The organism is Castellaniella sp. (genome assembly GCF_036379515.1).
GTDB lineage: Bacteria > Pseudomonadota > Gammaproteobacteria > Burkholderiales > Burkholderiaceae_B > Castellaniella.
On sequence record NZ_DASVGN010000011.1, the window covers coordinates 53,313 to 73,631 of the forward strand.

Here is a 20,319-nt window from a genome sequence, read left to right on the forward strand (position 1 = left end):
TCGATCAGAGGTCCAGATTCGCGCAGATCTGCGCGACGGCGTCGGCGTGGTTCAAGGTATAAAAATGCACGCCTGGTGCGCCCTGCTCCAGCAGGCGGGCCACCAAGGTGGTGATCACGTCGATGCCAAATGCCCGGATCGACGCCCTGTCATCGCCAAATGCCTGCAGGCGCAGACGCATCCAGCGCGGGATCTCGGCACCGCACATTTCGGAAAAACGCGCCAACTGGGCATAGTTGGTCACCGGCATGATGCCCGGCGTAATCGGGATCTCGACACCGGCTGCCCGTACACGATCCACGAAGTGGAAGTACGCGTCGGGATTGAAGAAATACTGGGTGATGGCGCCATTGGCACCAGCCTGCACCTTGGCCAGAAAATGCTGCAGGTCGTGCTCGACACTCTGCGCCTGCGGGTGCATCTCGGGATAAGCGGCCACCTCGATGTGAAAATGATCGCCATAATGCTCGCGGACGAAAGCCACGAGCTCGCTTGCGTGATGCAGCGCCCCCGTGTCGCCGCCCATGCCCGAAGGCATGTCGCCCCGCAAGGCGACCAGCCGGCGAATTCCGCGCGCCTGGTAATCATCCAGAATGGCCGTCAAATCGGCCAGGCTCGCGCCCATGCACGACAGGTGAGGTGCCACCTCGGACCCAAGGTTCTGCAGCATCTGCACGGCATCGACCGTACCGGCTCGCGTGGAGCCCCCAGCGCCGAAGGTGACGCTGACGTACGCAGGGTTGAGCGCGGCCAGGCGCTTGGCCGAACGCACCAGGCGTTCTTGCGCCGCGATATCGCGCGGCGGGAAATATTCGAGACTGAGCGTCTGGGTAGAGTTCATGAAAGCAGCAATCCCGACAAGGCGGTGGACACGATACTGTAGATGAGGGCGCCGATCACGGCCCACCAGAAACCGTCGACCTGGAAGCCTCGCAAGATGGACCCCGCAAGCCAGAAGACCAAGGCATTGATGACGAGCAGGAACAAGCCCAGCGTCACCACGGTGAGCGGCAAGGTCAGCAGGATGAGCAGCGGCTTCACGACCGCATTGAGCAGCCCCAACACCAGGGCCGCAATGAGCGCGGACCCAAAAGAGGACACGGAGATCCCGGGCAGAATATAGGCAACGACCAGCAGCGCAACCGCGTTCAAGATCCAGAGAAGCAGCAGAGTCATGTGAAGCTCCCAGACAGAAGATGCCCGGTGAGACGCATCAACGCAGACTCACAAGGCACCCAGAAAACCCGTGCCAGCCCACATGAGCCGGCACGGACGACAACATCAATAGCGATACATCTCGGACTTGTACGGACCAGCCACCGGCACGCCGATGTAATCGGCCTGCTTTTGCGTCATGGTCGTCAGGCGCGCGCCAAGCTTCTTCAGATGCAAGCGGGCTACCTTTTCATCCAGCTGCTTGGGCAGCACGTAAACCTGACCCGTCTTGTAGTGCTCGCCGCGCGTGAAGAGCTCGATCTGCGCCAAGGTCTGGTTGGTGAACGAAGCCGACATCACAAATGAGGGGTGCCCCGTCGCGCAGCCCAGATTCACCAGACGGCCCTTGGCCAGCAGAATGATGCGCTTGCCATCCGGGAAAATGATGTGATCGACTTGCGGCTTGATTTCTTCCCAGCGCAGGTCTTCAACCGACGCCACGTCGATTTCACTGTCGAAGTGACCGATGTTGCAGACGATGGCCTGGTCTTTCATGCGATACAGATGATCGCGCCCAATCACGTGGAAGTTGCCGGTGGCCGTCACGAAGATGTCGGCCTGCTCGACTACGCCCGCGTCGCTCAGATCGACCACGCGGTAGCCTCCCATGGCGGCTTGCAGCGCGCAAATGGGGTCGGCTTCGGTGACCCAGACCTGGGCGCGCAGCGCGACCAGCGCCTGTGCGCAACCCTTGCCCACGTCGCCAAACCCGCACACCACTGCAATCTTGCCCGCCACCATGACGTCAGTCGCGCGCTTGATGCCATCGACCAGCGATTCGCGGCAACCATACAAGTTGTCGAACTTGGACTTGGTGACCGAGTCGTTGACGTTGATGGCGGGAACCTTGAGCTCGCCACGCTTGGACATCTGATAGAGACGATGCACGCCCGTGGTGGTTTCTTCGGTCACGCCCTTGATGTGCGACAGACGGCTGGAATACCAGTGCGGGTCCTTGGACAGACGCGCTTTGATGGCAGCAAAGAGCACCTGCTCTTCTTCGCTGGTGGGGTTCGCCAGCACAGAAATATCGGTTTCGGCGCGAGCGCCCAGATGCAGCAGCAAGGTTGCGTCGCCGCCATCATCGAGGATCATGTTGGCGGGTTCGCCCGACCATTCGAAAATGCGGTGCGTGTACTGCCAGTAGTCTTCGAGGGATTCGCCCTTGACGGCAAACACGGGTGAGCCGCCGGCTGCAATAGCGGCCGCAGCGTGATCCTGGGTAGAGAAAATATTGCAGGACGCCCAACGAACCTCGGCTCCCAGTGCCTTCAGGGTCTCGATCAGGACCGCCGTCTGGATGGTCATGTGGATGCTGCCCGCAATGCGCGCACCCTTCAGAGGCTGCGCCGCCGCGAATTCTTCGCGGGTGGCCATCAGGCCCGGCATTTCGGTTTCAGCAATGGCGATCTCGCGGCGGCCCCAATCGGCCAGCGTGATGTCGGCAACGGCGTAATCTTGTGCAGTGCTCATAGTGTTCCTGGTAAGCCTGCGCGGAACACGGATCTGGCGATAGCCCACCGCTGCCCGCACAGGACAATGATGGACGCCGTTCGTAAAGAAGGTTCCTGAGCCTGGCAACCCGCCGCCATACCCGAAATCGAGCCAGCGGGGGTCGCTGCAGCGCCCCTCAGGAAAGGAGGGACATTATACCTGTGCAACACCCCAGCCCACAAAAACAGGCCAGCACGTAACGAACCCGTGCTGGCCTGCCTATTGCGAAAAATCAACCTCAGGCAGCGGCCTTCAGCACCTGTACTTTGTCGGTGGCTTCCCAGCTGAACTCGGGTTCGCTGCGGCCAAAGTGACCGTAGGCAGCCGACTTGGCGTAGATCGGGCGCAAGAGATCGAGCATTTCGATGATGCCGCGCGGGCGCAGATCGAAGTGCTCGCGAATCAGGCGGGCAATCTGCTCGTCGGGAATGATCCCTGTGCCTTCGGTGTAGACCGTGATGTTGATGGGCTCGGCCACGCCGATGGCGTAGCTGATCTGGATCTGGCACTGACGCGCCAAACCGGCTGCCACGATGTTCTTGGCCACATAACGTGCTGCGTACGCGGCTGAGCGGTCGACCTTTGAGGGGTCTTTGCCCGAAAAAGCGCCACCGCCGTGCGGGCAGGCACCACCGTAGGTGTCAACGATGATCTTGCGCCCCGTGAGGCCGCAATCGCCCTGCGGCCCACCTACTACGAACTTGCCCGTGGGGTTGACGAGGAACTTGGTGTGATCGGTGATCAGCCCTTCGGGGAAGACCGGGCGGATGATGTGCTCGATGGCCGCATCGCGGATCTCGGCCTGAGAAATGTCGGGATGGTGCTGTGTGGAGAGCACCACGGTGTCGACTTCGGCGGGTTTGCCATTCAGATAGCGGAAAGTGACCTGCGACTTGGCATCCGGGCGCAGCCACGGCAGGCGCCCGTCTTTGCGCAGCTCGGACTGACGCTGCACGATGCGGTGCGCATACCAGATAGGGGCCGGCATGAGATCGGGAGTTTCGTCGCAGGCATAGCCAAACATCAGGCCCTGATCGCCTGCGCCCTGATTGAGAATTTCTTCAGGGGTGCGGTCTACGCCTTGGGCGATGTCGGGCGATTGCTTGTCGTAGGCCACCAGCACCGCGCAGCCCTTGTAGTCGATGCCGTAGTCGGTGTTGTCGTAGCCAATCTTGCGGATGGTGTCGCGCGCGACCTGGATGTAATCCACATTGGCCCGCGTCGTGATTTCACCGGCCAATACGACCAAGCCCGTATTGCACAGGGTTTCGGCTGCGACCCGCGAATTGGGGTCTTGTGCCAGCAGTGCGTCGAGAATGGCGTCGGAGATCTGGTCAGCGACCTTATCGGGGTGACCTTCGGAGACAGATTCGGAAGTAAAGAGAAAATCGTTGTTTGCCACAGCGATGCGTCCTTTAGGTGCATCGGTCCGACCGATGCGAGGTTGAACGAAACGCGTTGCACCTCAGTCGGGGCGCGACGCTTTAGCGGATGGTGACATGCCGTTGCCGACATGGAGATCGCTCCGCAAGTTGTCGGTTAACTCAGCGATCACTTGCATTTTAGGCGAAAATGGCACGTCCATGCTGAAACCACCCTGACAGACAGGGATTTCCACGCCTCATGTTGCTGTTTCTCGCTCGTTTGCTCGCCTATTTGCCGCTTTCCTGGCTCCAATCACTGGGCCGAGGCCTGGGGCTGCTCGTCTATCTGTTCCCGGGACGCTATCGTCGCCGCCTGCAGGCCAACGCCCGACAAGCAGGCTACACCGACTCCGCATTCGCCCGCCGCGCAGCCGCTGAATCGGGGGCCATGATCCTGGAAATGCCCAAGATCTGGTGGCGTTCGGAACAATGCCTGGCCCGTGTTTACTGCGATGAAGAAGAACGTATCGCTCAAGAGGCTGTCGGCGAGCATCGTGGCATTCTGTACCTCACGCCGCACCTGGGCGGCTTCGAGATCACCGCGCGCTACATGACCAAATACGGGCCGACCACCGTCATGTTCCGGCCGTCGCGCAGCCGCCTGCTCGATCCCATTATCGAATCCGCGCGCGACATGCCCAACATGCGGGCTGTCCCGGCCAATCGCCAGGGCATACGCGAATTCGTGCGCGCCCTGCGGCGCGGCGAAGCCATCGGCATGCTGCCCGACCAGGTCCCCCGTGAGGGCGATGGCATCTGGCTGCCCGTTTTCGGCCGCCAGGCGCTCACGATCACCCTGGCAGCCCGACTGGCCTTGCAGACCGGGGCTCCCGTCCTGCTCGGGGCAGCCGAACGTCTGCCACGCGGACAAGGCTGGCGCATGCACTACCTGCGGATTCCAGAACCCATGCCCACGGAAGTCGAGACCCTGGCAGCCGCCATCAATCAGGCCATGGAAGCCCTGATCCGGCGTTTCCCTGAACAATATTTGTGGAGCTACAACCGCTACAAATGGCCAGATAACGCCCCACCACGTCCAGAGGAATCCGCATGAAATTCGACAAAAAGGCCCTGCTGCGCGCTGCACTGGGCTACTTTGGACGCTGTTCTACACCGACGCGATTGCGCTGGGGTCGGTTTCTGGGGTGGCTCACCCCGCGGCTGTTGCGTTCCCGCGCTCACATCGTCCGAGTGAATCTGGCACTCTGCTTCCCCGATCTGACCCCCCAGGCGCGCGAAGCGCTGGCACGCCGCCATTTCCATCTGCTCGCCCAGTCCTTCGTCGACCGAGGCCTGTGCTGGTTCGGCGACCCGGCACGCATCGAGGACATGGTAGAGCTTCAGGGAGGGGAACTCCTGAAGGATCTGGTCGCCCAAGACCGGCCCGTCCTGATGCTGGCCCCACACTTCGTCGCCCTGGACGCTGCCGCCACTCGGATCGCGATGTATCTGAAGGAGACTGCCTCCTTTTACACGCGGCAGAGCGATCCTGATGTAGACGAGGTCGTGCTCGCGGGGCGCATCCGCTTCAACCGCGTGCATATGGTCAGCCGCCACGATGGCGTACGGGAACTCATCCGCCTGCTGCGCAAGCGCATCCCCGTCTACTACCTGCCCGACATGGACTTCGGCCGCGAGGGCAGTGCCTTCGTTCCGTTCTTCGGCGTTCAGGCCGCGACCCTGTTGTCCACTGCCCATATTGCGAAGGCCAGAAACGCCGTTGTCATCCCGGCCATCACGCATCTGGACTTGGATACGGGACGCTACCACGTGAAAATCGGACCAGTCATAGACAATTTCCCCGGCGACGATTCTCTGGAAGCCGCGACCGCCCGTCTGAACACCCTGATCGAGGACGCAATCCGCCGCGACCCCGCTCAATACTACTGGGTACACCGCCGGTTCAAGACACGACCCGAGGGCGAGGCTGGGTTTTACTGAAGACGCTCGAAAATCGCGGCGATCCCCTGTCCACCACCAATGCACAGGCCTGGGCCACAAAAGCCTCATTGGCTTCAATCACATCCATCTGCTCCAATGACAGGCAGCCCGCTTGAGTGCAGCACGGCAGCAGCGCGCACACCCACGGAAGTGATAGCGCATTGCTGCACTCGCAAATTGAATAAATAGAACGATCGTTCTACAATTATTCCAAGAGGGGATGGGCGCATGGACAACAGATTCGGGCTGACAGGCAAAACTGTCCTGATCACGGGCGCGTCGGGCGGCCTGGGTGCGCACTTTGCACGCACGCTGGGCCTGGCGGGCGCACAAATCATTCTTTCGGGCCGCCATCGCGAGCCACTGGACCAGTTGGCCGAAACACTGACCACGACGGGCATCACCACCTTTGTGCAGCCACTGGACGTAGCCGACGCCGACAGCCTCCGCCATGGGCTGGACGAGGTCCAGCAGCGTGCAGGTCTCATCGACACCGCCGTGTGTGCCGCCGGCATCGCTACCCACAAGCCAGCGCTCGATCTGTCTGTCGAGGATTGGGACCGTGTCATCGCGGTCAACCTGAAAGGCTGCTGGCTGACCGCCCGTGAAATCGCGCAGCGCCTGGTCGCGGCGAAACATCCGGGGTCCATCATCCTGGTGTCCTCCATCCTGGGCCACCGCGTGGCGGGCAACGTGATGCCCTACACCGTGTCCAAGGCCGGGTTGGAGCACATGACACGCGCCCTGGCTCTCGAATGGGCGCGCTATGACATTCGCGTCAATGCCTTGGCGCCCGGCTACATAGACACCGAGCTGAACCACGAGTTCTTCACCACCGAGGCCGGGCACGCCCTGATCCGCCGCATTCCCCAGCGCCGACTGGGCCAGGGGCAAGACCTGGACGGACCCTTGTTGCTCCTTGCCTCAGAAGCCTCCGCCTACATGACAGGCACCTCACTGGTGGTCGACGGCGGTCACCTGCAATCCACTCTATAAGCGGTCATCCCCATGGATTTCACCCTCTCCGACACCGCCCAGGATTTTTGCACCCGCATTCGGCAATTCGTAGACACCGAGCTTATTCCGCTCGAAGCAACCCCGGCCGCGTTCGACGCGCACGAGAACCTAGAACCAGCGCACTTGCAATCGCTGCGTGCCAAGGCACGTGCGCAGGGTCTCTGGTGCCTGCAAATGCCACGCGAACGGGGTGGACAGGGGCTGAGCATGGCCGACATGGCGCCCTGCTACGAAGAAATGAACCGTTCGATCTTCGGGCCTGTGGTGTTCAACTCCGCCGCTCCCGACGATGGCAATATGATGGTGCTGAACAAAATCGCCACACCGGCACAAAAGGACCGCTGGCTGCAACCCATCGTCGATGGCGCCGTGCGCTCTTCATTTGCCATGACTGAACCTGCTCCCGGCTCAGGGTCGGACCCATCGATGATGCAGACACGCGCCACTCGCGAGGGCGACCATTGGCGCATTCGGGGCGTCAAGCATTTCATCACAGGGGCGGGGGTGGCCGAGCACTTCATCCTGATGGCGCGCACATCAGACGACACGCGCAAAGGGCTGACGGCCTTCCTGTTCCACAAAAACGACCCAGGCTGGAAGATCGTGCGGCGCATCCCCATCATGGGCCCCGAAGAACACGGCGGGCACTGTGAACTGCATTTCGACGGCCTGCTCATCCCGGATGAAAACCGGCTCATGGAGGTGGGCGACGGGCTCAAAGTCACGCAGATCCGTCTAGGGCCCGCACGGCTCACGCACTGCATGCGTTGGCTGGGGCTGGCGCGCCGCTCGCTCGAGATCGCCAGCGACTACGTCACGCAACGGCAGGCCTTTGGCCAGACATTGGCCGATCACGAGGGTGTCCAATGGATGCTGGGTGAAGCGGCGCTGCAAATCCGCACGGGACGCCTGCTCACCATGCACGCTGCCTGGAAGCTCGATCAGGGCGACTACGCGCAAGCCGAAGTGTCCATGGCCAAAGTGGCGGTGGCCGACGTCCTGCACAAGGCCGTGGATACGGCCATCCAGCTCTGCGGCGCGCGCGGCTATTCGCGCGACACGCCTCTTGAATGGATTTACCGGTACGCGCGCCAGGCCCGCCTGGTGGATGGGGCGTCAGAAGTCCACAAAATGGTGCTGTCGCGTCGATTGCTGTCCCAGGGCAGCGCCTTTTGGCAGTGGGGAGCCTCACATGGCCACACCTGAATCCTCTCTGGCCACGTTCCTCAGCCATCAATGCAATGCGCAGTCCGTCGATGTCGTCGAATTCACGAGGCTCACAGGCGGCGCCATCCAGAACAATTACGCCCTGACCGTCCGCATGACGGGCGGCACTTATCCGGGGGAACACCGGCTCGTCGTCCGTAGCGACGCCCCTTCCCGCATTGCCTCCAGCCTGGACCGAATCCAAGAGTTTCATGTCCTGAAGGTAGCCCATGCAGCGGGGCTCACAGTCCCCGAGCCTCTGTGGCTGTGCACAGACCCCGCCGTACTGAGCCGCAATTTCTTCATCATGCAACGGGCGGAAGGGTCCAGTGCTCCGCGAACCTTTTTGCGAGATGCGCTCACGGCTGGCCAGGCACAGGCACTGACGCAACGGCTAGGCGAAGAACTGGCGCGCCTGCATCGCGTGCGGCCGCCATTACCCGAACTGGCGTTCCTTCCCATCCCCAAAGAATTACCTGCCCTGCACCGCGTGCACATCTACCAACAGGCCTTGCGACAAATCGACGAGCCGCACCCGGTGCTGGATTGGGCCCTGAACTGGCTGACCGACCACGTACCCACCTCGCACGACTTGGTGCTCTGCCACTGCGACTTTCGAACCGGGAACTACATGGTGCAGAACGGCCGCCTGACCGCGGTTCTGGATTGGGAATTCGCAGCCTGGAGTGACCCTTACGAAGATCTGGGATGGCTCTGCTGCAAAAGCTGGCGCTTCGGGGCCCCCGTGCATGAGGTGGGCGGCTTGGGAGACAAGGCCGATCTCTTCAAAGGCTACACCCGCATCTCTGGCCGCCCCGTAGACGCATCCGCCGTGGCGTACTGGGAAATCATGGGGCTGGTTCGCTGGGCAGTTGTCGCGTTGCAGCAGGCCCAACGCCACCTTTCAGGTGAAGAACCCTCGATAGAGCTTGCACTGACCGGACGCATGGTGCCCGAAATGGAATACGACCTGCTGACACAGATCGAAGGGCTCACCCAAACACCCCCTGGAGCGACATCATGATCAATCAGCCCGACGGCGCTGCCCTGCTGCACGAGGCCCGACGCACCTTGATGGAACAGCTGTTGCCTGCACTTCCCCCGAATCAGGCCTACACGGCTCGCATGGTAGCTCGCGCCATGGGTATCGCGGCACGCGAGTTGCAGTACAAAGACCACACCGCAGCAGCCCTCTCGGACTTCCTGGATGCCTACGGCTTCGATGATCTGCCCGTGAACGAGCGCAGCCTCTGCAGCTTGATCCGCGAGCGAAAACTGACCGATGAAAGCCGACCTTCACTCGTCGCGCTCCTGATGCTGCTCACGCGCAGTAAGCTTGAACTCAGCAACCCCAAGTACTTGCAGTCTTGAATTCCCCCAAGGAAGGGACTTCCATGGCAAACCACCCGTACGACACTGATCTGGACCCGCAGGAAGCCAACTATTCAGCCCTGACTCCCTTAAGTTTTCTCAAACGTTCGGCCTGGGTCTTCCCACAAAAGATCGCCATCATGGACGATGACGGCAATCTCACCTACGCCCAGTTCTATGACCGCTGCCTGCGCCTGGCAAGCGCACTGCAGTCGCTGGGCATCGCCCGCAACGACACCGTATCGGTGCTGTGCTTCAACAATCACGAACTGCTGGAAAGCCATTATTCCGTCCCCATGGCGGGAGCCGTGCTCAATGCTCTCAACACGCGCCTGGACGCAGCGACCATCCGTTTCATTCTGCAGCACGGCGAAGCGCGGGCACTGCTCTACGACACCGAATTCGAACCTCTAGTGGCTGAGGCCCTGCAGGGGTTGGACCAACATCCTATCTTGATTGCGATCGCCCACCGGCAGGCGGCGACCCCGGGCATGGCGGCATACGACTATGAAGCACTGATTGCCTCTGGCAGCCCCGAGTTCAATTGGCAGAAGCCGCACAGCGAGTGGGATGCCATTTCACTGTGCTACACCTCGGGCACCACGGGCGACCCCAAGGGGGTCGTCTACCACCACAGGGGCGCCTACTTGTCGAGCCTGGGCAACGCCATGGCGTTCAACATGACGCCCGACACCGTCTACCTGTGGACCCTGCCCATGTTCCACTGCAACGGCTGGTGCTACACCTGGGCCATCACGGCTGTGGGCGGCACCCACGTATGTCTACGCAAAGTACAGTCCGACACTGTACTGGCTCACTTGCGTGATGACCATATCACCCATATGTGTGGCGCACCAGTCGTACTGAACCTGCTGGTCAACGACTTCAGCCGCGCCGACATTGTGCTGCCTGAAAAGGTTCAGTTTGCCTTGGGGGGCGCGGCACCTCCCAACGCCGTCATTGCCAAGGCTGCCCAGGTGGGGTTTGTAATCACGCACCTGTATGGCCTGACGGAAAGCTACGGTCCTTCGACTGTCTGTGTCTGGCAAAATGAGTGGGAGAGTTTGAATCTGGACGACCTGTCCGCCAAAATGGCCCGCCAGGGCGTCGGGCTTTACGCCATGGACGACGTCCAGGTACTCGACGCCGCCACCGGCGCCCCCGTGCCCGCTGACGGCAAAACCTTGGGCGAGCTGGTCCATCGTGGCAACACCCTTATGAAGGGCTACCTGAAAAACCCAGCCAGTACCCGGAAGGCCTTCCAGGACGGGTGGTTTCACACGGGCGATTTAGCGGTTATGCACCCCGACGGCTACGCCGAGGTCAAGGACCGAGCCAAAGACATCATTATCTCGGGCGGCGAGAACATCTCCAGCAAAGAAGTCGAAGATGTGCTGTATCGCCATCCTCAGGTGCTGGAAGCCGCCGTAGTCGCCCGGCCCGATGACCACTGGGGCGAAGTCCCTTGTGCTTTCGTCTGCCTGAAGGACGACGCCCCGACCACCAGTGAACAGGACATCGTGGACTTCTGCCGCAAAGGAATGGCCTCGTTCAAGGTCCCCAAACAGGTCGTCTTCGGCGCATTACCTAAAACGTCCACCGGTAAAATTCGCAAGAACATCTTAAGAGATCAGGTGCGAGGCCAACCGCCAGGAACCCCCCATCGCTGATATGACAGCAGACTACGAGAGCTTCCGGGCGCGACTGAGCCTGACCCGGAACGACATCTATGCGGCCCTCCTGCAAGAGAACCAGGACCACATCCGCATCAAAAAACCGGCCGTCGCGATCAAGGGCCTGGGCAACATCGTCGAAGCCACGCTGCGCCTGGCAGCCTCAAGGGGCTTTCACGCCATGTCGCTGCGCGACCTATGTGCAGAATCCGGGTTCAGCATCGGGGGCATCTACGCCTACATCAAGAATAAAGATGATCTGATTCGCCTCATCCAGAACTACGGCTTTCTGCTGACCCACAGAACACTACTCGCCGCCATACAAAATCAATCGCCCGGGACAGGGAAACTGCAAGCAGCCATCTGCACGCACCTGTTCCTCAGCGAAATGATGCCCGACTGGTTCAGCTTTTCTTTCATGGAAGCCAAGAACATGCCTCCACGGGAGAAACAGGAGGCCATCCGCGCCGCGCGCCAGATCGAAGACATCTTCTTCGACATCCTGGAAGAAGGTATTGCAGCGAATGCCTTTGGGCCCGTGAACACACGACTGCTGGCGTCCTTGATCAAGGCACTCATGCAAGACTGGTACCTCAAACGCAGCAAATATCGCCGCCAGAAGATTGACGTAAATGCCTATGCGCAAACGGTTTGCAACTTACTCGGATCTTATCTGCAAAGCCCACTCTGAATTTTGCCCACAATCTTTGACTTTAGCGAACAAGTGTTTTATTGTTTTCTGGCAATAAGGCCACATTCATAGTGGCCGCACTTTCACGCACTAGCTGGGTTCACCAGCCACCCGTGCAAAGACAGAGGAGACTTTCATGAACAAATTTTCGCCTTCCATGGTGCTGGGCGCGCTTGCGGTTGCAGGCATGCTCTCCAGCGCTCCCGCACAAGCCCAAGACCCCATCCGCATCGGCGGCATCTACCTGATGTCCGGCAGCGCCGCCACCTATGGCGAATTCGCCAAACAGGGAGCCACGCTCGCCATCGACGAAGTCAATGCCAAGGGCGGTGTGCTCGGCCGCCAGCTGCACCTTCAGCTCGAGGACGGCCAAGGCAAGGCTGCCACAGCCATCCAGCTCGCCCGCAAAATGGTCTACCAGGACAAGGTCGACTTCATGATGGGGCTGGATAGCTCCGGGGTCGCGCAAGGTCTGGTACCCGTACTGCCCGAACTGGGCAAGCCCTTCATCATCACTCACGCAGCCACACCCGACGCAACCGGCAAGCTCTGCAACAAATACACATTCCGCGATAGCGTCAACGTTGCGCAAATGATGGCGGGTGGCGCAGAAATCGCAGCCAAGACGGACGCCATCAAATGGACCACCATCGGGCCCGACTACGCCTTCGGTCACCAGTCCTGGGAATACTTCAGCGACAATCTGAAAGCGCACAATCCAAAGGTCGTCCTCATGAGCGACCAGCTTGCTTTCCCGCGATTCGGCGCTGAAGACTACACCCCCTTCATCAACAGCGTCATGCAGAGTAAACCCGATGGCGTGCTGATTTCACTCTGGGGGGGCGATCTGGTGAACTTCGTGCGCCAGGCCAATGAGCGTGGCTTCTTCAAGCAGGGCTACAAGGTCTTCATGAACGTTGGTGCCGCCACCGAGGTCCTCACGGCCCTGGGCGACCAAATGCCGGCAGGCGTGTGGCTGGGCACGCGGTACTGGTACGCATCATGGGACAACCCCATGAACAAGCACTTTGTCGAAGCCTACAAAAAAGCCTACAACCACCCGCCCAGCTATAACGCCGAAGGCGCCTACACGGCCATCTACGCGTTCAAGGCAGGCATTGAAAAGGCTGGCTCGGTGGACAGCGAAAAATTCATCAACGCACTGTCCGGCTTGACCATCCAGGCGCCTACCGGCAACCTGACCTTCCGCAAGGGCGACCACCAGGCACTTATCGGACCAACCTGGGGGCTGACGAGCGCCATGAACACTGAAGACAAGATTCGGTCGCTCACGCAGATCCATAACTTCGACGGTGCAAAGGTCACGCCACCCGTCGACCCAGCCTGCAAGCTGTGACGACATGGGGGGCCTCGGTCTGGCGCTGCTGAACAGCCTGGATATCGGCCTGCTGCTCTTCATCATTGCAGTAGGCCTCAATATCATCTTCGGCGTTCTCAACGTCATCAACTTCGCGCATGGTGCACTCTACATGTTGGGTGCGTATCTGGCCTATACATGCATCGTCAGCCTGGGGTTCCCATTCTGGCTGACGCTGCTGTTCGCGCCGCTGATAGTGGCCGCCCTGGCAGTCGCCATCGACCGAGGCATGCTGCGCTTCATCTACCAACGTGAAGTCACCGACAGCCTGCTGCTCACCTTCGCATTGCTGCTCATCCTCAACGAAGCCACGCGGCTCATCTGGGGGCCCGGAATCCACATCATCGACCCCCCTGCAGTGCTACAGGGTGCCATCCAACTTGGGGGCGATCTAAGCTACCCACGCTACAGCGCCTTCGTACTGGTGGTGGGGGGACTGACGCTGCTGGGGCTGTGGCTGCTCTTTAACCGCACACGCATCGGCAAGATCATGCGCGCGGCGGCTCTGGATCGCGAAATGGCTCAGGTGCTGTGCATCAACACGCGGCTGATGATCACCGGGGTCTTCGCCTTCGGTGCCTGGCTGGCCGCCGTTGGCGGGGTTGTTGCAGCCCCCATGCGGGCCATAGACCCCGGCATGGGGGACAAGATCATCATCGAAAGCTTCATCGTGGTGGTGATCGGCGGGCTGGGCAGCTTTCCGGGCGCCCTGCTGGGGGCCATCATCCTGGGCCTCATTCATGGTTTAGGAGGGCGGTATTTGCCCGATATCAACTTGGTGCTGCCTTTCATCGGTATGGCACTCGTGCTGCTCATCAAACCCCACGGCCTGCTGGGGTCAAGGAAATCGGCATGAATACGCTCACGGGCCGTATCGGGCTCGCCATCTTGCTGGCCCTGCTGGTCGCCCTACCCTGGATCGCTCCCTTCTTCTATATTTTCATCGCGACGCAGATCCTCATCCTGGGGCTGTTCGCTGCCAGCTTCAATCTCATCTTCGGCTATACCGGCATGTTGAGCTTCGGGCATGCCGCGTTCTACGGCATAGGCGCCTACGCCACGGCTCTGCTGCTGCAATCACTGCACTGGCCACTGCTCGCCTGCCTGCTGGTATCTTTCCTGGCGGGCGCCGTTCTGGCCCTGATCATCGGTTTCTTCTGCGTACGTCTGGACCAAGTCTATTTCGCCATGCTGACACTTGCCTTCGGCATGATGGTGTTCGCCGTGGTGCATCAGTGGCGCTCGGTCACCAACGGCAGCGACGGCATCTCAGGCTTCACAGTGGGCTCACTTGGCCTGGGCTTGAATGTCACCCTGGGCAATCCTGCCGTGTATTACCACGTCGCTCTTATAGTGGTCGTGGTCGCCGGGCTCGTCCTGTACCGAATCTGCGGTTCGTCCTTTGGCATGGTTCTGCGCGCCATCCGCCAGAACCCGGAGCGAGTCGCTTTCTGCGGTCTCAACGTACGCCGCTATCGGTTGGCCGCGTTCACCATCGCTGGCGGCTTTGCAGGGCTCGCAGGTGGGTTGATGGCGCCTTTCCTGCGCATCGCCAGCCCTGAACTCGCCCACTGGACGATGTCGGCCGAACCGGTCCTCATGACGATTCTCGGCGGCAGCGGCTACTTCCTGGGGCCATTCCTGGGTGCCGGCATTTTCGTGTTGCTCGAGACCTGGATCAGCAGCCTTACCCAGGCCTGGATGCTGTTTCTCGGCATCATCCTTGCGCTCATGGTGATGTTCTTCAGAAACGGGGCGCTGGGTGTGGTCATGGGCGCCCTGCAGGCGCACCGGAACAAGGGCTAGGCCATGGCACACGACTGCATCCTGCGCATCCAGCACCTGAGCAAACACTTTGGCGGCGTGAAGGCCGTCACGGACATCGACCTGGACGTCGATACGGGCGAGACCCTGGCCATCATAGGCCCCAACGGAGCGGGCAAGACCACCTTCTACAACCTGCTGTCAGGGCGGCTTGCACCCAGCAGCGGCAGCATTCAGTTCAAGGGCCGCGACATCACGGGGCTGCCGCCTCACGTCATCAGTCGCCTGGGCATCTCACGTTCTTTCCAGATCAACAACATTTTCACCGAGATGACAGTGCGTGAAAACGTAGAGGTCGCGGTAACCGCGCAGCGACGCGAAGGCGGGCGTTGGGCCAACCGCGCCGCCACGAATGGCGCCGTCCAGCACGAAGCCGACGCGCTCCTCACCAAGCTGTCACTTGCTCACCTGTCGGACCGCACCGCAGGCACCATCAGCTATGGTGACAAACGCCTGGTTGAAATTGCCATGGTGCTCGCCACGCAGCCTGAGCTGGTGCTGCTGGATGAGCCCACCGCCGGCATGACACCCGACGAAACCGGGCGAGTCGTCGAGCTCGTCCGCACCCTCGCCCGCACGGGTGATTACACATTCCTGGTCACCGAACACGACATGGGGGTAGTGTTCGACCTGGCTGACCGCATCTTGGTCATGCACCATGGCAGCCGTCTTGCTCTCGACGCGCCCGCCGTTGTGCGGGCCAACCCCGAAGTCCGCAAAGCCTATCTGGGCGACGAAGCGGCCGACATGGTGGAACCGGCATGATCCTCGACGTCCAGAACATCCACACTTATTATGGCGAGAGCCACGCACTGCAAGGTGTTTCTCTCTCTCTGGAGGCTGGCGAAACTGTCTGCCTGCTGGGGCGCAACGGCGCAGGCAAAAGCACGACCCTGCGCAGCATCATGGGCCTCACGCCGCCGCGACAGGGCCAAATCTTATTCGATGGCAAAGACATCGCAGGCCACGCGGCCTGGCGCATCGCCCGTCAGGGCATAGGCCTGGTTCCCGAAGACCGGCGTATTTTCCCAGGGTTGTCCGTCCGCGAAAACCTTGAGATCAGCGAATACCACCGCCCGGGCAGCACCCGCACCTGGAGCACGGAACGCATCTTCGACCAATACCCCATGCTGGCAGAACTGGCCGACCGCGACGGCGGCAATCTGTCAGGAGGGCAGCAACAAATGCTGGCGGTGGCGCGCTCACTCATGAGCGAGCCGCGCGTTCTTCTGCTCGACGAACCCAACGAAGGCCTGGCCCCCGTCATCGTCAAGCAAATCGGCGAGCTCATCGACACACTCTCCAAGACCACCACCATCCTGTTCACTGATCAGAGCGTGCACTTCGCGTTGCGCCACGCGCGCCGCGCCTACATCCTCGAAAAGGGTCGCATCGTGCACACGGCCACCAGCGGTGACCTGTTGCAAGACACTGATACCCAACACCGGTATTTGTCGGTTTAAGCTTTAGCCCGATTTGCAGGATAATCCGTAGGCGACGCACTGACACGGTGCGTGCAAACCGACGTTCATCGATGAAAGGATCGGCAGCTCATGATCTGGAATTTCACGAAAATGCACGGCGCAGGCAATGATTTCGTCGTGCTCGATGGCGTGAGTCAATCCATAGATCTCACGGCAGAACGCGCACGGGCGCTGGCCGACCGGCATTTCGGGGTGGGCGCCGACCAGCTCCTGCTTGTAGAGCGGGCACGCCAGCCCGACACCGACTTCCGCTACCGCATCTTCAATGCAGACGGCGGCGAGGTCGAACACTGCGGCAACGGTGCGCGCTGCTTCGTGCGTTTCGTGCACGAGCAGGGGCTATCGCAACGCAATCCGCTGCGCGCCGAGATCGCAACCGGGGTCATCGTGCTCCACGAATCCGTGAACGGGGACGTCACGGTCGAGATGGGGCGCACGGGCTTTGGCCCGGAACGCGTGGCTTTCGATGCCTCGAACCTGCCCACGCGCCCCAGTGGAAACGACACGCAATACGGTCTGGACCTGGAGGGTGAAGCCGCTCCCGTCTGGTGCTCGCTGGTCGCCATTTCAAACCCCCACGCGGTGGTGCAGGTCGAAAACGTCGAGACCTACCCGGTGCACCGCATCGGACCGCTCATGGAGCAGCACGTGCGCTTCGCGCATCGGGTCAACGCAGGGTTCATGCAGGTGTGTGATCGCCATCACATCCAACTGCGTGTGTACGAACGCGGGGCAGGCGAAACCCTGGCCTGCGGCACAGGGGCTTGCGCCGCCGTCGCTGCGGGGATTCGCCGCGGGTTGCTGGACAGCCCGGTACGGGTGGACACGCACGGTGGCACGCTGCAGGTAGAATGGGACGGTGACAATCTGCACCTGAAAGGTCCGGCCACGACTGTCTTTCAGGGCCAGATCGACATCGACACCCTTACGAACCCCAAACCCTAGCCGGCGACTGCCGCTGCACCAAATTCCCATGACCCAGGACACCCTGACAGCTGAAGCCATCGCCGACTACCTCAGCCAGAACCCCGATTTTTTCGAGGCTCATGCTGACGTCTTCGCCAACCTGAGCGTGCCGCACCCGCACCAGGCGCGAGCCATTTCACTAGGCGAGCGGCAGATCCTCACCTTGCGCAGCCGCTTGCGCGAGTACGAGCAGCGTCTGAAGACGCTGCTGCAGAACGCCGGCAGCAACGAACGCATCAATCTCGACGTCATGCAGTGGTGCGCGCGCATGCTGGGCGAGCCCGATGCCACGCAGATTCCGGCGCACATCATCCGCAGCCTGGGTGATCAATTCGACCTCAACGCCATCGCGCTGCGAGTCTGGGATTTGCCACGGCTTGCCGACAGCGAATTCACCGAAGACGTGACGCCTGCCATCCGAAACTACGCCAAAGCGCTGGAACACCCCTATTGCGGGCCCCTCAAAGACCAGGAAGCCGCTGCCTGGCTGGGCTCACAGCCGGCCTCATTGGCCATTGTTCCGCTACGCACGCTCAACAGAGCAGAGCCGATAGGGCTCCTGGTGCTGGGGTCCGACGAACCCCAGCGCTTCGCGCCCGACATGGGCACCACGTTCCTGGAAATGATCGCCACGCTGGCAGGTGCAGCGCTGGGGCGCCTGGCCACCGCGGCGCCCGAGGTCGCCTGACTCGTCCATGGCTGACGCGACCGACTCCAGCTGCATCCAGACCTGGTTGGCCGAGCTCGCCGGCCAGCAACGCTACTCGAGTCACACCGTCGACGCCTACCGCCGCGACCTGCAGTCGCTACAAGAATGCTTTCCCCAACGTTCGCTCGATACCTTGCGCGAACTCGACATCCGCCAGGCGCTGGGGCGCCTGCACGCGCAGGGGCACCAACCGCGCAGCCTGGCCCGGGCGCTGTCTGCCTGGCGCAGCTACTTCGAATGGCGGGCGCCCAAAGCAGGGCTCGCCTGCAACCCGGCACATGGAGTCCGCGCGCCCAAGATTCCACGCAGCCTGCCCAAGGCACTGTCGGTCGACCAGGCGCAGGCGCTGCTGGACCGTCCACAAATGCCCCCTGCCGAGACACCAATCGAACGGCGCGACATGGCGATGTTCGAAGTGCTGTATTCCAGCGGCCTGCGGCTTTCTGAGCTCGTCAGCCTGGATTGGCAGCCTCTGCGCGAACGCGACTACGAGTCCCACAGCTGGATTCAACTGGATGAGGCCGAGGCCACGGTGCTGGGCAAGGGGCAGAAAACCCGCGCGGTGCCGCTGGGGCGCCATGCGATTGCCGCGTTGCAGGCCTGGCTGCAGGTGCGTGCGCAGCTGCTGCCTCCAGAGCCCGACGCCAACACACGGGCTGCTCTGTTTCTGGGCGCGCGCGGCCGACGCATCAGCCCCCGCGTGGTTGAGCTGCAGCTGGACCGCCTTGCCAGGCAGGTGGGTCTGCCCATGCACGTGCACCCCCACAGCTTGCGGCACAGCTTCGCCAGCCACCTGCTGCAATCGGCCCAAGACCTGCGCGCCGTGCAAGAGTTGCTGGGGCACGCCAACATCTCGACGACCCAGATCTACACGCGATTGGATTTTCAGCACCTGGCCACCAGCTACGACCAGGCGCATCCGCGCGCGCACCGAAAATCCAAGGATTAGTGTGCCGTTTGGTTAGTGCGTGCAGCAGGCGCGTTACTGCGCCGTGAACGCCTTCAACAACAGGCCGGTATTCCAGCGAAACATGCCCAGATAGGTCGAGGCCTTGTGTCCCGGGGTATCCAGGGTGTCGGCAAACAGCTCGCCGCCTATTTTCACGCCGGTTTCAGCAGCGATCTGATTCATCGCTCGGGTATTGCTGCCGTGCTCGAGAAACAGGGCACGAATATGATGTTTGCGAATCTGGCGGACCAGATCAGCCATCACCCGCGCCGAGGGCTCGGCCTCGGACGAGACCCCCACGACAGACAGGACGCGAATGCCGTACGCCGCCCCAAAGTAGCCGAAAGCGTCGTGAGACGTCGCCAGCACGCGACGATCAGAAGGAACCGACGCCAACTGCTCGCGCCACTGCGTGTCAGCCGTTTTCAGGCGAGCCACATACGCCTGCGCACGGGCTTCATAGGCAGCCGCATGGGTGGGGTCGGCCTGCGAGAGGCCGCCCGCAATGTTCTGCACGTAGAGCATGCCATTGCTCAGGTCCTGCCAGGCATGAGGGTCCAGCGTCCCCCCCTTCACGGCAGCGTGCGCGGGCGCCAGAATTTCATGCTCATTTCCGCTGTCGTCGTCTTTCAGCTCGCGGGCATGCACGCCTTGCGAGGCCACGATCTTCAAGCCGCCAAAGCCCGATGCCTGAATCAGGCGTGGCATCCAGGATTCGAACCCCAGGCCGTTGACCACCAACACCTTGGCCGCCCCCAGTGCCCGCGCATCCTTGGGGGACGGCTCGAACGTATGCGGATCTCCGAGAGGCGGGACGATCACCGTGACATGAACGTCGTCGCCGCCGACTTCGCGCACCATGTCCCCCAGAATCGAGAACGAGGTCACCACCGGCAGCGGGGAAGCCGCCACCGCGGCCTGCGCGAACGCGGGCATGCAGAGCGTTACAAGCGCGCCCACCCAGAACTTTTTCATGA

General features: G+C 61.5%; 21 protein-coding genes and 1 riboswitch. Of the genes, 16 read left to right on the top strand and 5 right to left on the bottom strand.

What is annotated here, in order from left to right; translation table 11 throughout:
- Positions 1 to 4: 4 nt before the first annotated feature.
- The 4 genes from metF to metK all read right to left on the bottom strand — a co-directional run bounded on the left by metF (position 5) and on the right by metK (position 4,111).
- On the bottom strand, positions 5 to 841 hold the full coding sequence (gene metF, locus VF285_RS03645) for a methylenetetrahydrofolate reductase [NAD(P)H] (protein WP_346951264.1): 837 nt from the start codon (positions 839 to 841) through the stop codon (positions 5 to 7).
- Positions 838 to 1,176, bottom strand: coding sequence for a phage holin family protein (locus VF285_RS03650; RefSeq protein ID WP_346951265.1), 339 nt, complete (start codon positions 1,174 to 1,176; stop codon positions 838 to 840). Before VF285_RS03650 ends, metF begins: the two co-directional genes overlap by 4 nt.
- A 105-nt stretch (positions 1,177 to 1,281) precedes the next feature.
- Complete coding sequence (gene ahcY / locus VF285_RS03655; protein ID WP_346951266.1) at positions 1,282 to 2,688, bottom strand: adenosylhomocysteinase; 1,407 nt, start codon at positions 2,686 to 2,688, stop codon at positions 1,282 to 1,284.
- Between the two features lie 64 nt (positions 2,689 to 2,752).
- Positions 2,753 to 2,853: riboswitch (S-adenosyl-L-homocysteine riboswitch) on the bottom strand.
- Positions 2,854 to 2,947: 94 nt separating this feature from the next.
- Complete coding sequence (gene metK / locus VF285_RS03660; RefSeq protein ID WP_346951267.1) at positions 2,948 to 4,111, bottom strand: methionine adenosyltransferase; 1,164 nt, start codon at positions 4,109 to 4,111, stop codon at positions 2,948 to 2,950.
- 221 nt (positions 4,112 to 4,332) lie between these two features.
- Here metK and VF285_RS03665 point away from each other — a divergent pair, with 221 nt between their 5' ends.
- From VF285_RS03665 to xerC, 16 genes are all read left to right on the top strand, one after another.
- Positions 4,333 to 5,187 (top strand): lysophospholipid acyltransferase family protein, encoded by an 855-nt coding sequence (locus tag VF285_RS03665; protein WP_346951268.1) that lies wholly within the window; start codon positions 4,333 to 4,335, stop codon positions 5,185 to 5,187.
- Positions 5,184 to 6,074, top strand: coding sequence for an acyltransferase (locus VF285_RS03670; protein ID WP_346951269.1), 891 nt, complete (start codon positions 5,184 to 5,186; stop codon positions 6,072 to 6,074). The genes VF285_RS03665 and VF285_RS03670 overlap by 4 nt, the downstream gene beginning before the upstream one ends.
- 228 nt (positions 6,075 to 6,302) lie before the next feature.
- Positions 6,303 to 7,070 (top strand): SDR family NAD(P)-dependent oxidoreductase, encoded by a 768-nt coding sequence (locus VF285_RS03675; RefSeq protein ID WP_346951270.1) that lies wholly within the window; start codon positions 6,303 to 6,305, stop codon positions 7,068 to 7,070.
- A gap of 12 nt (positions 7,071 to 7,082) precedes the next feature.
- Positions 7,083 to 8,297 carry an acyl-CoA dehydrogenase family protein gene (locus VF285_RS03680; protein WP_346951271.1) on the top strand — a complete coding sequence of 405 codons (1,215 nt, stop codon included), beginning with the start codon at positions 7,083 to 7,085 and terminating at the stop codon, positions 8,295 to 8,297.
- Entirely contained in the window at positions 8,284 to 9,321 is a 1,038-nt protein-coding gene (locus VF285_RS03685; protein ID WP_346951272.1) for a phosphotransferase family protein, read from the top strand. The genes VF285_RS03680 and VF285_RS03685 overlap by 14 nt, the downstream gene beginning before the upstream one ends.
- On the top strand, positions 9,318 to 9,668 hold the full coding sequence (locus VF285_RS03690; RefSeq protein WP_346951273.1) for a DUF6285 domain-containing protein: 351 nt from the start codon (positions 9,318 to 9,320) through the stop codon (positions 9,666 to 9,668). Before VF285_RS03685 ends, VF285_RS03690 begins: the two co-directional genes overlap by 4 nt.
- Before the next feature lie 23 nt (positions 9,669 to 9,691).
- Positions 9,692 to 11,338 carry an AMP-binding protein gene (locus VF285_RS03695; RefSeq protein ID WP_346951274.1) on the top strand — a complete coding sequence of 549 codons (1,647 nt, stop codon included), beginning with the start codon at positions 9,692 to 9,694 and terminating at the stop codon, positions 11,336 to 11,338.
- A 1-nt stretch (position 11,339) separates the two neighbouring features.
- Positions 11,340 to 12,032, top strand: coding sequence for a TetR/AcrR family transcriptional regulator (locus VF285_RS03700; protein ID WP_346951275.1), 693 nt, complete (start codon positions 11,340 to 11,342; stop codon positions 12,030 to 12,032).
- A gap of 136 nt (positions 12,033 to 12,168) precedes the next feature.
- Positions 12,169 to 13,389 (top strand): ABC transporter substrate-binding protein, encoded by a 1,221-nt coding sequence (locus VF285_RS03705; protein ID WP_346951276.1) that lies wholly within the window; start codon positions 12,169 to 12,171, stop codon positions 13,387 to 13,389.
- 4 nt (positions 13,390 to 13,393) lie between these two features.
- The gene (locus VF285_RS03710) at positions 13,394 to 14,266 is read left to right on the top strand and encodes a branched-chain amino acid ABC transporter permease (RefSeq protein ID WP_346951277.1); all 873 of its coding nucleotides are present in this window, start codon (positions 13,394 to 13,396) and stop codon (positions 14,264 to 14,266) included.
- Entirely contained in the window at positions 14,263 to 15,216 is a 954-nt protein-coding gene (locus VF285_RS03715) for a branched-chain amino acid ABC transporter permease (RefSeq protein WP_346951278.1), read from the top strand. Before VF285_RS03710 ends, VF285_RS03715 begins: the two co-directional genes overlap by 4 nt.
- 3 nt (positions 15,217 to 15,219) lie before the next feature.
- The gene (locus VF285_RS03720; protein ID WP_346951279.1) at positions 15,220 to 15,999 is read left to right on the top strand and encodes an ABC transporter ATP-binding protein; all 780 of its coding nucleotides are present in this window, start codon (positions 15,220 to 15,222) and stop codon (positions 15,997 to 15,999) included.
- On the top strand, positions 15,996 to 16,697 hold the full coding sequence (locus VF285_RS03725) for an ABC transporter ATP-binding protein (RefSeq protein ID WP_346951280.1): 702 nt from the start codon (positions 15,996 to 15,998) through the stop codon (positions 16,695 to 16,697). The genes VF285_RS03720 and VF285_RS03725 overlap by 4 nt, the downstream gene beginning before the upstream one ends.
- 90 nt (positions 16,698 to 16,787) lie before the next feature.
- Entirely contained in the window at positions 16,788 to 17,663 is an 876-nt protein-coding gene (gene dapF, locus VF285_RS03730; protein ID WP_346951281.1) for a diaminopimelate epimerase, read from the top strand.
- 28 nt (positions 17,664 to 17,691) lie between these two features.
- The gene (locus VF285_RS03735) at positions 17,692 to 18,372 is read left to right on the top strand and encodes a DUF484 family protein (protein ID WP_346951282.1); all 681 of its coding nucleotides are present in this window, start codon (positions 17,692 to 17,694) and stop codon (positions 18,370 to 18,372) included.
- Positions 18,373 to 18,379: 7 nt separating this feature from the next.
- Positions 18,380 to 19,342 carry a tyrosine recombinase XerC gene (gene xerC, locus VF285_RS03740; protein ID WP_346951283.1) on the top strand — a complete coding sequence of 321 codons (963 nt, stop codon included), beginning with the start codon at positions 18,380 to 18,382 and terminating at the stop codon, positions 19,340 to 19,342.
- Between the two features lie 33 nt (positions 19,343 to 19,375).
- Here the strand turns inward: xerC and VF285_RS03745 are convergent, their stop codons facing one another.
- Positions 19,376 to 20,317 carry a metal ABC transporter solute-binding protein, Zn/Mn family gene (locus tag VF285_RS03745; protein WP_346951284.1) on the bottom strand — a complete coding sequence of 314 codons (942 nt, stop codon included), beginning with the start codon at positions 20,315 to 20,317 and terminating at the stop codon, positions 19,376 to 19,378.
- Positions 20,318 to 20,319 lie beyond the last annotated feature (2 nt).

Bases quoted from the DNA above. Each gene is read 5' to 3' on its own strand.
- metF (WP_346951264.1), bottom strand. From the start codon at position 841: ATGAACTCTACCCAGACGCTCAGTCTCGAATATTTCCCGCCGCGCGAT.
- VF285_RS03650 (WP_346951265.1), bottom strand. From the start codon at position 1,176: ATGACTCTGCTGCTTCTCTGGATCTTGAACGCGGTTGCGCTGCTGGTC.
- ahcY (WP_346951266.1), bottom strand. From the start codon at position 2,688: ATGAGCACTGCACAAGATTACGCCGTTGCCGACATCACGCTGGCCGAT.
- VF285_RS03665 (WP_346951268.1), top strand. From the start codon at position 4,333: ATGTTGCTGTTTCTCGCTCGTTTGCTCGCCTATTTGCCGCTTTCCTGG.
- VF285_RS03670 (WP_346951269.1), top strand. From the start codon at position 5,184: ATGAAATTCGACAAAAAGGCCCTGCTGCGCGCTGCACTGGGCTACTTT.
- VF285_RS03675 (WP_346951270.1), top strand. From the start codon at position 6,303: ATGGACAACAGATTCGGGCTGACAGGCAAAACTGTCCTGATCACGGGC.
- VF285_RS03680 (WP_346951271.1), top strand. From the start codon at position 7,083: ATGGATTTCACCCTCTCCGACACCGCCCAGGATTTTTGCACCCGCATT.
- VF285_RS03685 (WP_346951272.1), top strand. From the start codon at position 8,284: ATGGCCACACCTGAATCCTCTCTGGCCACGTTCCTCAGCCATCAATGC.
- VF285_RS03690 (WP_346951273.1), top strand. From the start codon at position 9,318: ATGATCAATCAGCCCGACGGCGCTGCCCTGCTGCACGAGGCCCGACGC.
- VF285_RS03695 (WP_346951274.1), top strand. From the start codon at position 9,692: ATGGCAAACCACCCGTACGACACTGATCTGGACCCGCAGGAAGCCAAC.
- VF285_RS03700 (WP_346951275.1), top strand. From the start codon at position 11,340: ATGACAGCAGACTACGAGAGCTTCCGGGCGCGACTGAGCCTGACCCGG.
- VF285_RS03705 (WP_346951276.1), top strand. From the start codon at position 12,169: ATGAACAAATTTTCGCCTTCCATGGTGCTGGGCGCGCTTGCGGTTGCA.
- VF285_RS03710 (WP_346951277.1), top strand. From the start codon at position 13,394: ATGGGGGGCCTCGGTCTGGCGCTGCTGAACAGCCTGGATATCGGCCTG.
- VF285_RS03715 (WP_346951278.1), top strand. From the start codon at position 14,263: ATGAATACGCTCACGGGCCGTATCGGGCTCGCCATCTTGCTGGCCCTG.
- VF285_RS03720 (WP_346951279.1), top strand. From the start codon at position 15,220: ATGGCACACGACTGCATCCTGCGCATCCAGCACCTGAGCAAACACTTT.
- VF285_RS03725 (WP_346951280.1), top strand. From the start codon at position 15,996: ATGATCCTCGACGTCCAGAACATCCACACTTATTATGGCGAGAGCCAC.
- dapF (WP_346951281.1), top strand. From the start codon at position 16,788: ATGATCTGGAATTTCACGAAAATGCACGGCGCAGGCAATGATTTCGTC.
- VF285_RS03735 (WP_346951282.1), top strand. From the start codon at position 17,692: ATGACCCAGGACACCCTGACAGCTGAAGCCATCGCCGACTACCTCAGC.
- xerC (WP_346951283.1), top strand. From the start codon at position 18,380: ATGGCTGACGCGACCGACTCCAGCTGCATCCAGACCTGGTTGGCCGAG.
- VF285_RS03745 (WP_346951284.1), bottom strand. From the start codon at position 20,317: ATGAAAAAGTTCTGGGTGGGCGCGCTTGTAACGCTCTGCATGCCCGCG.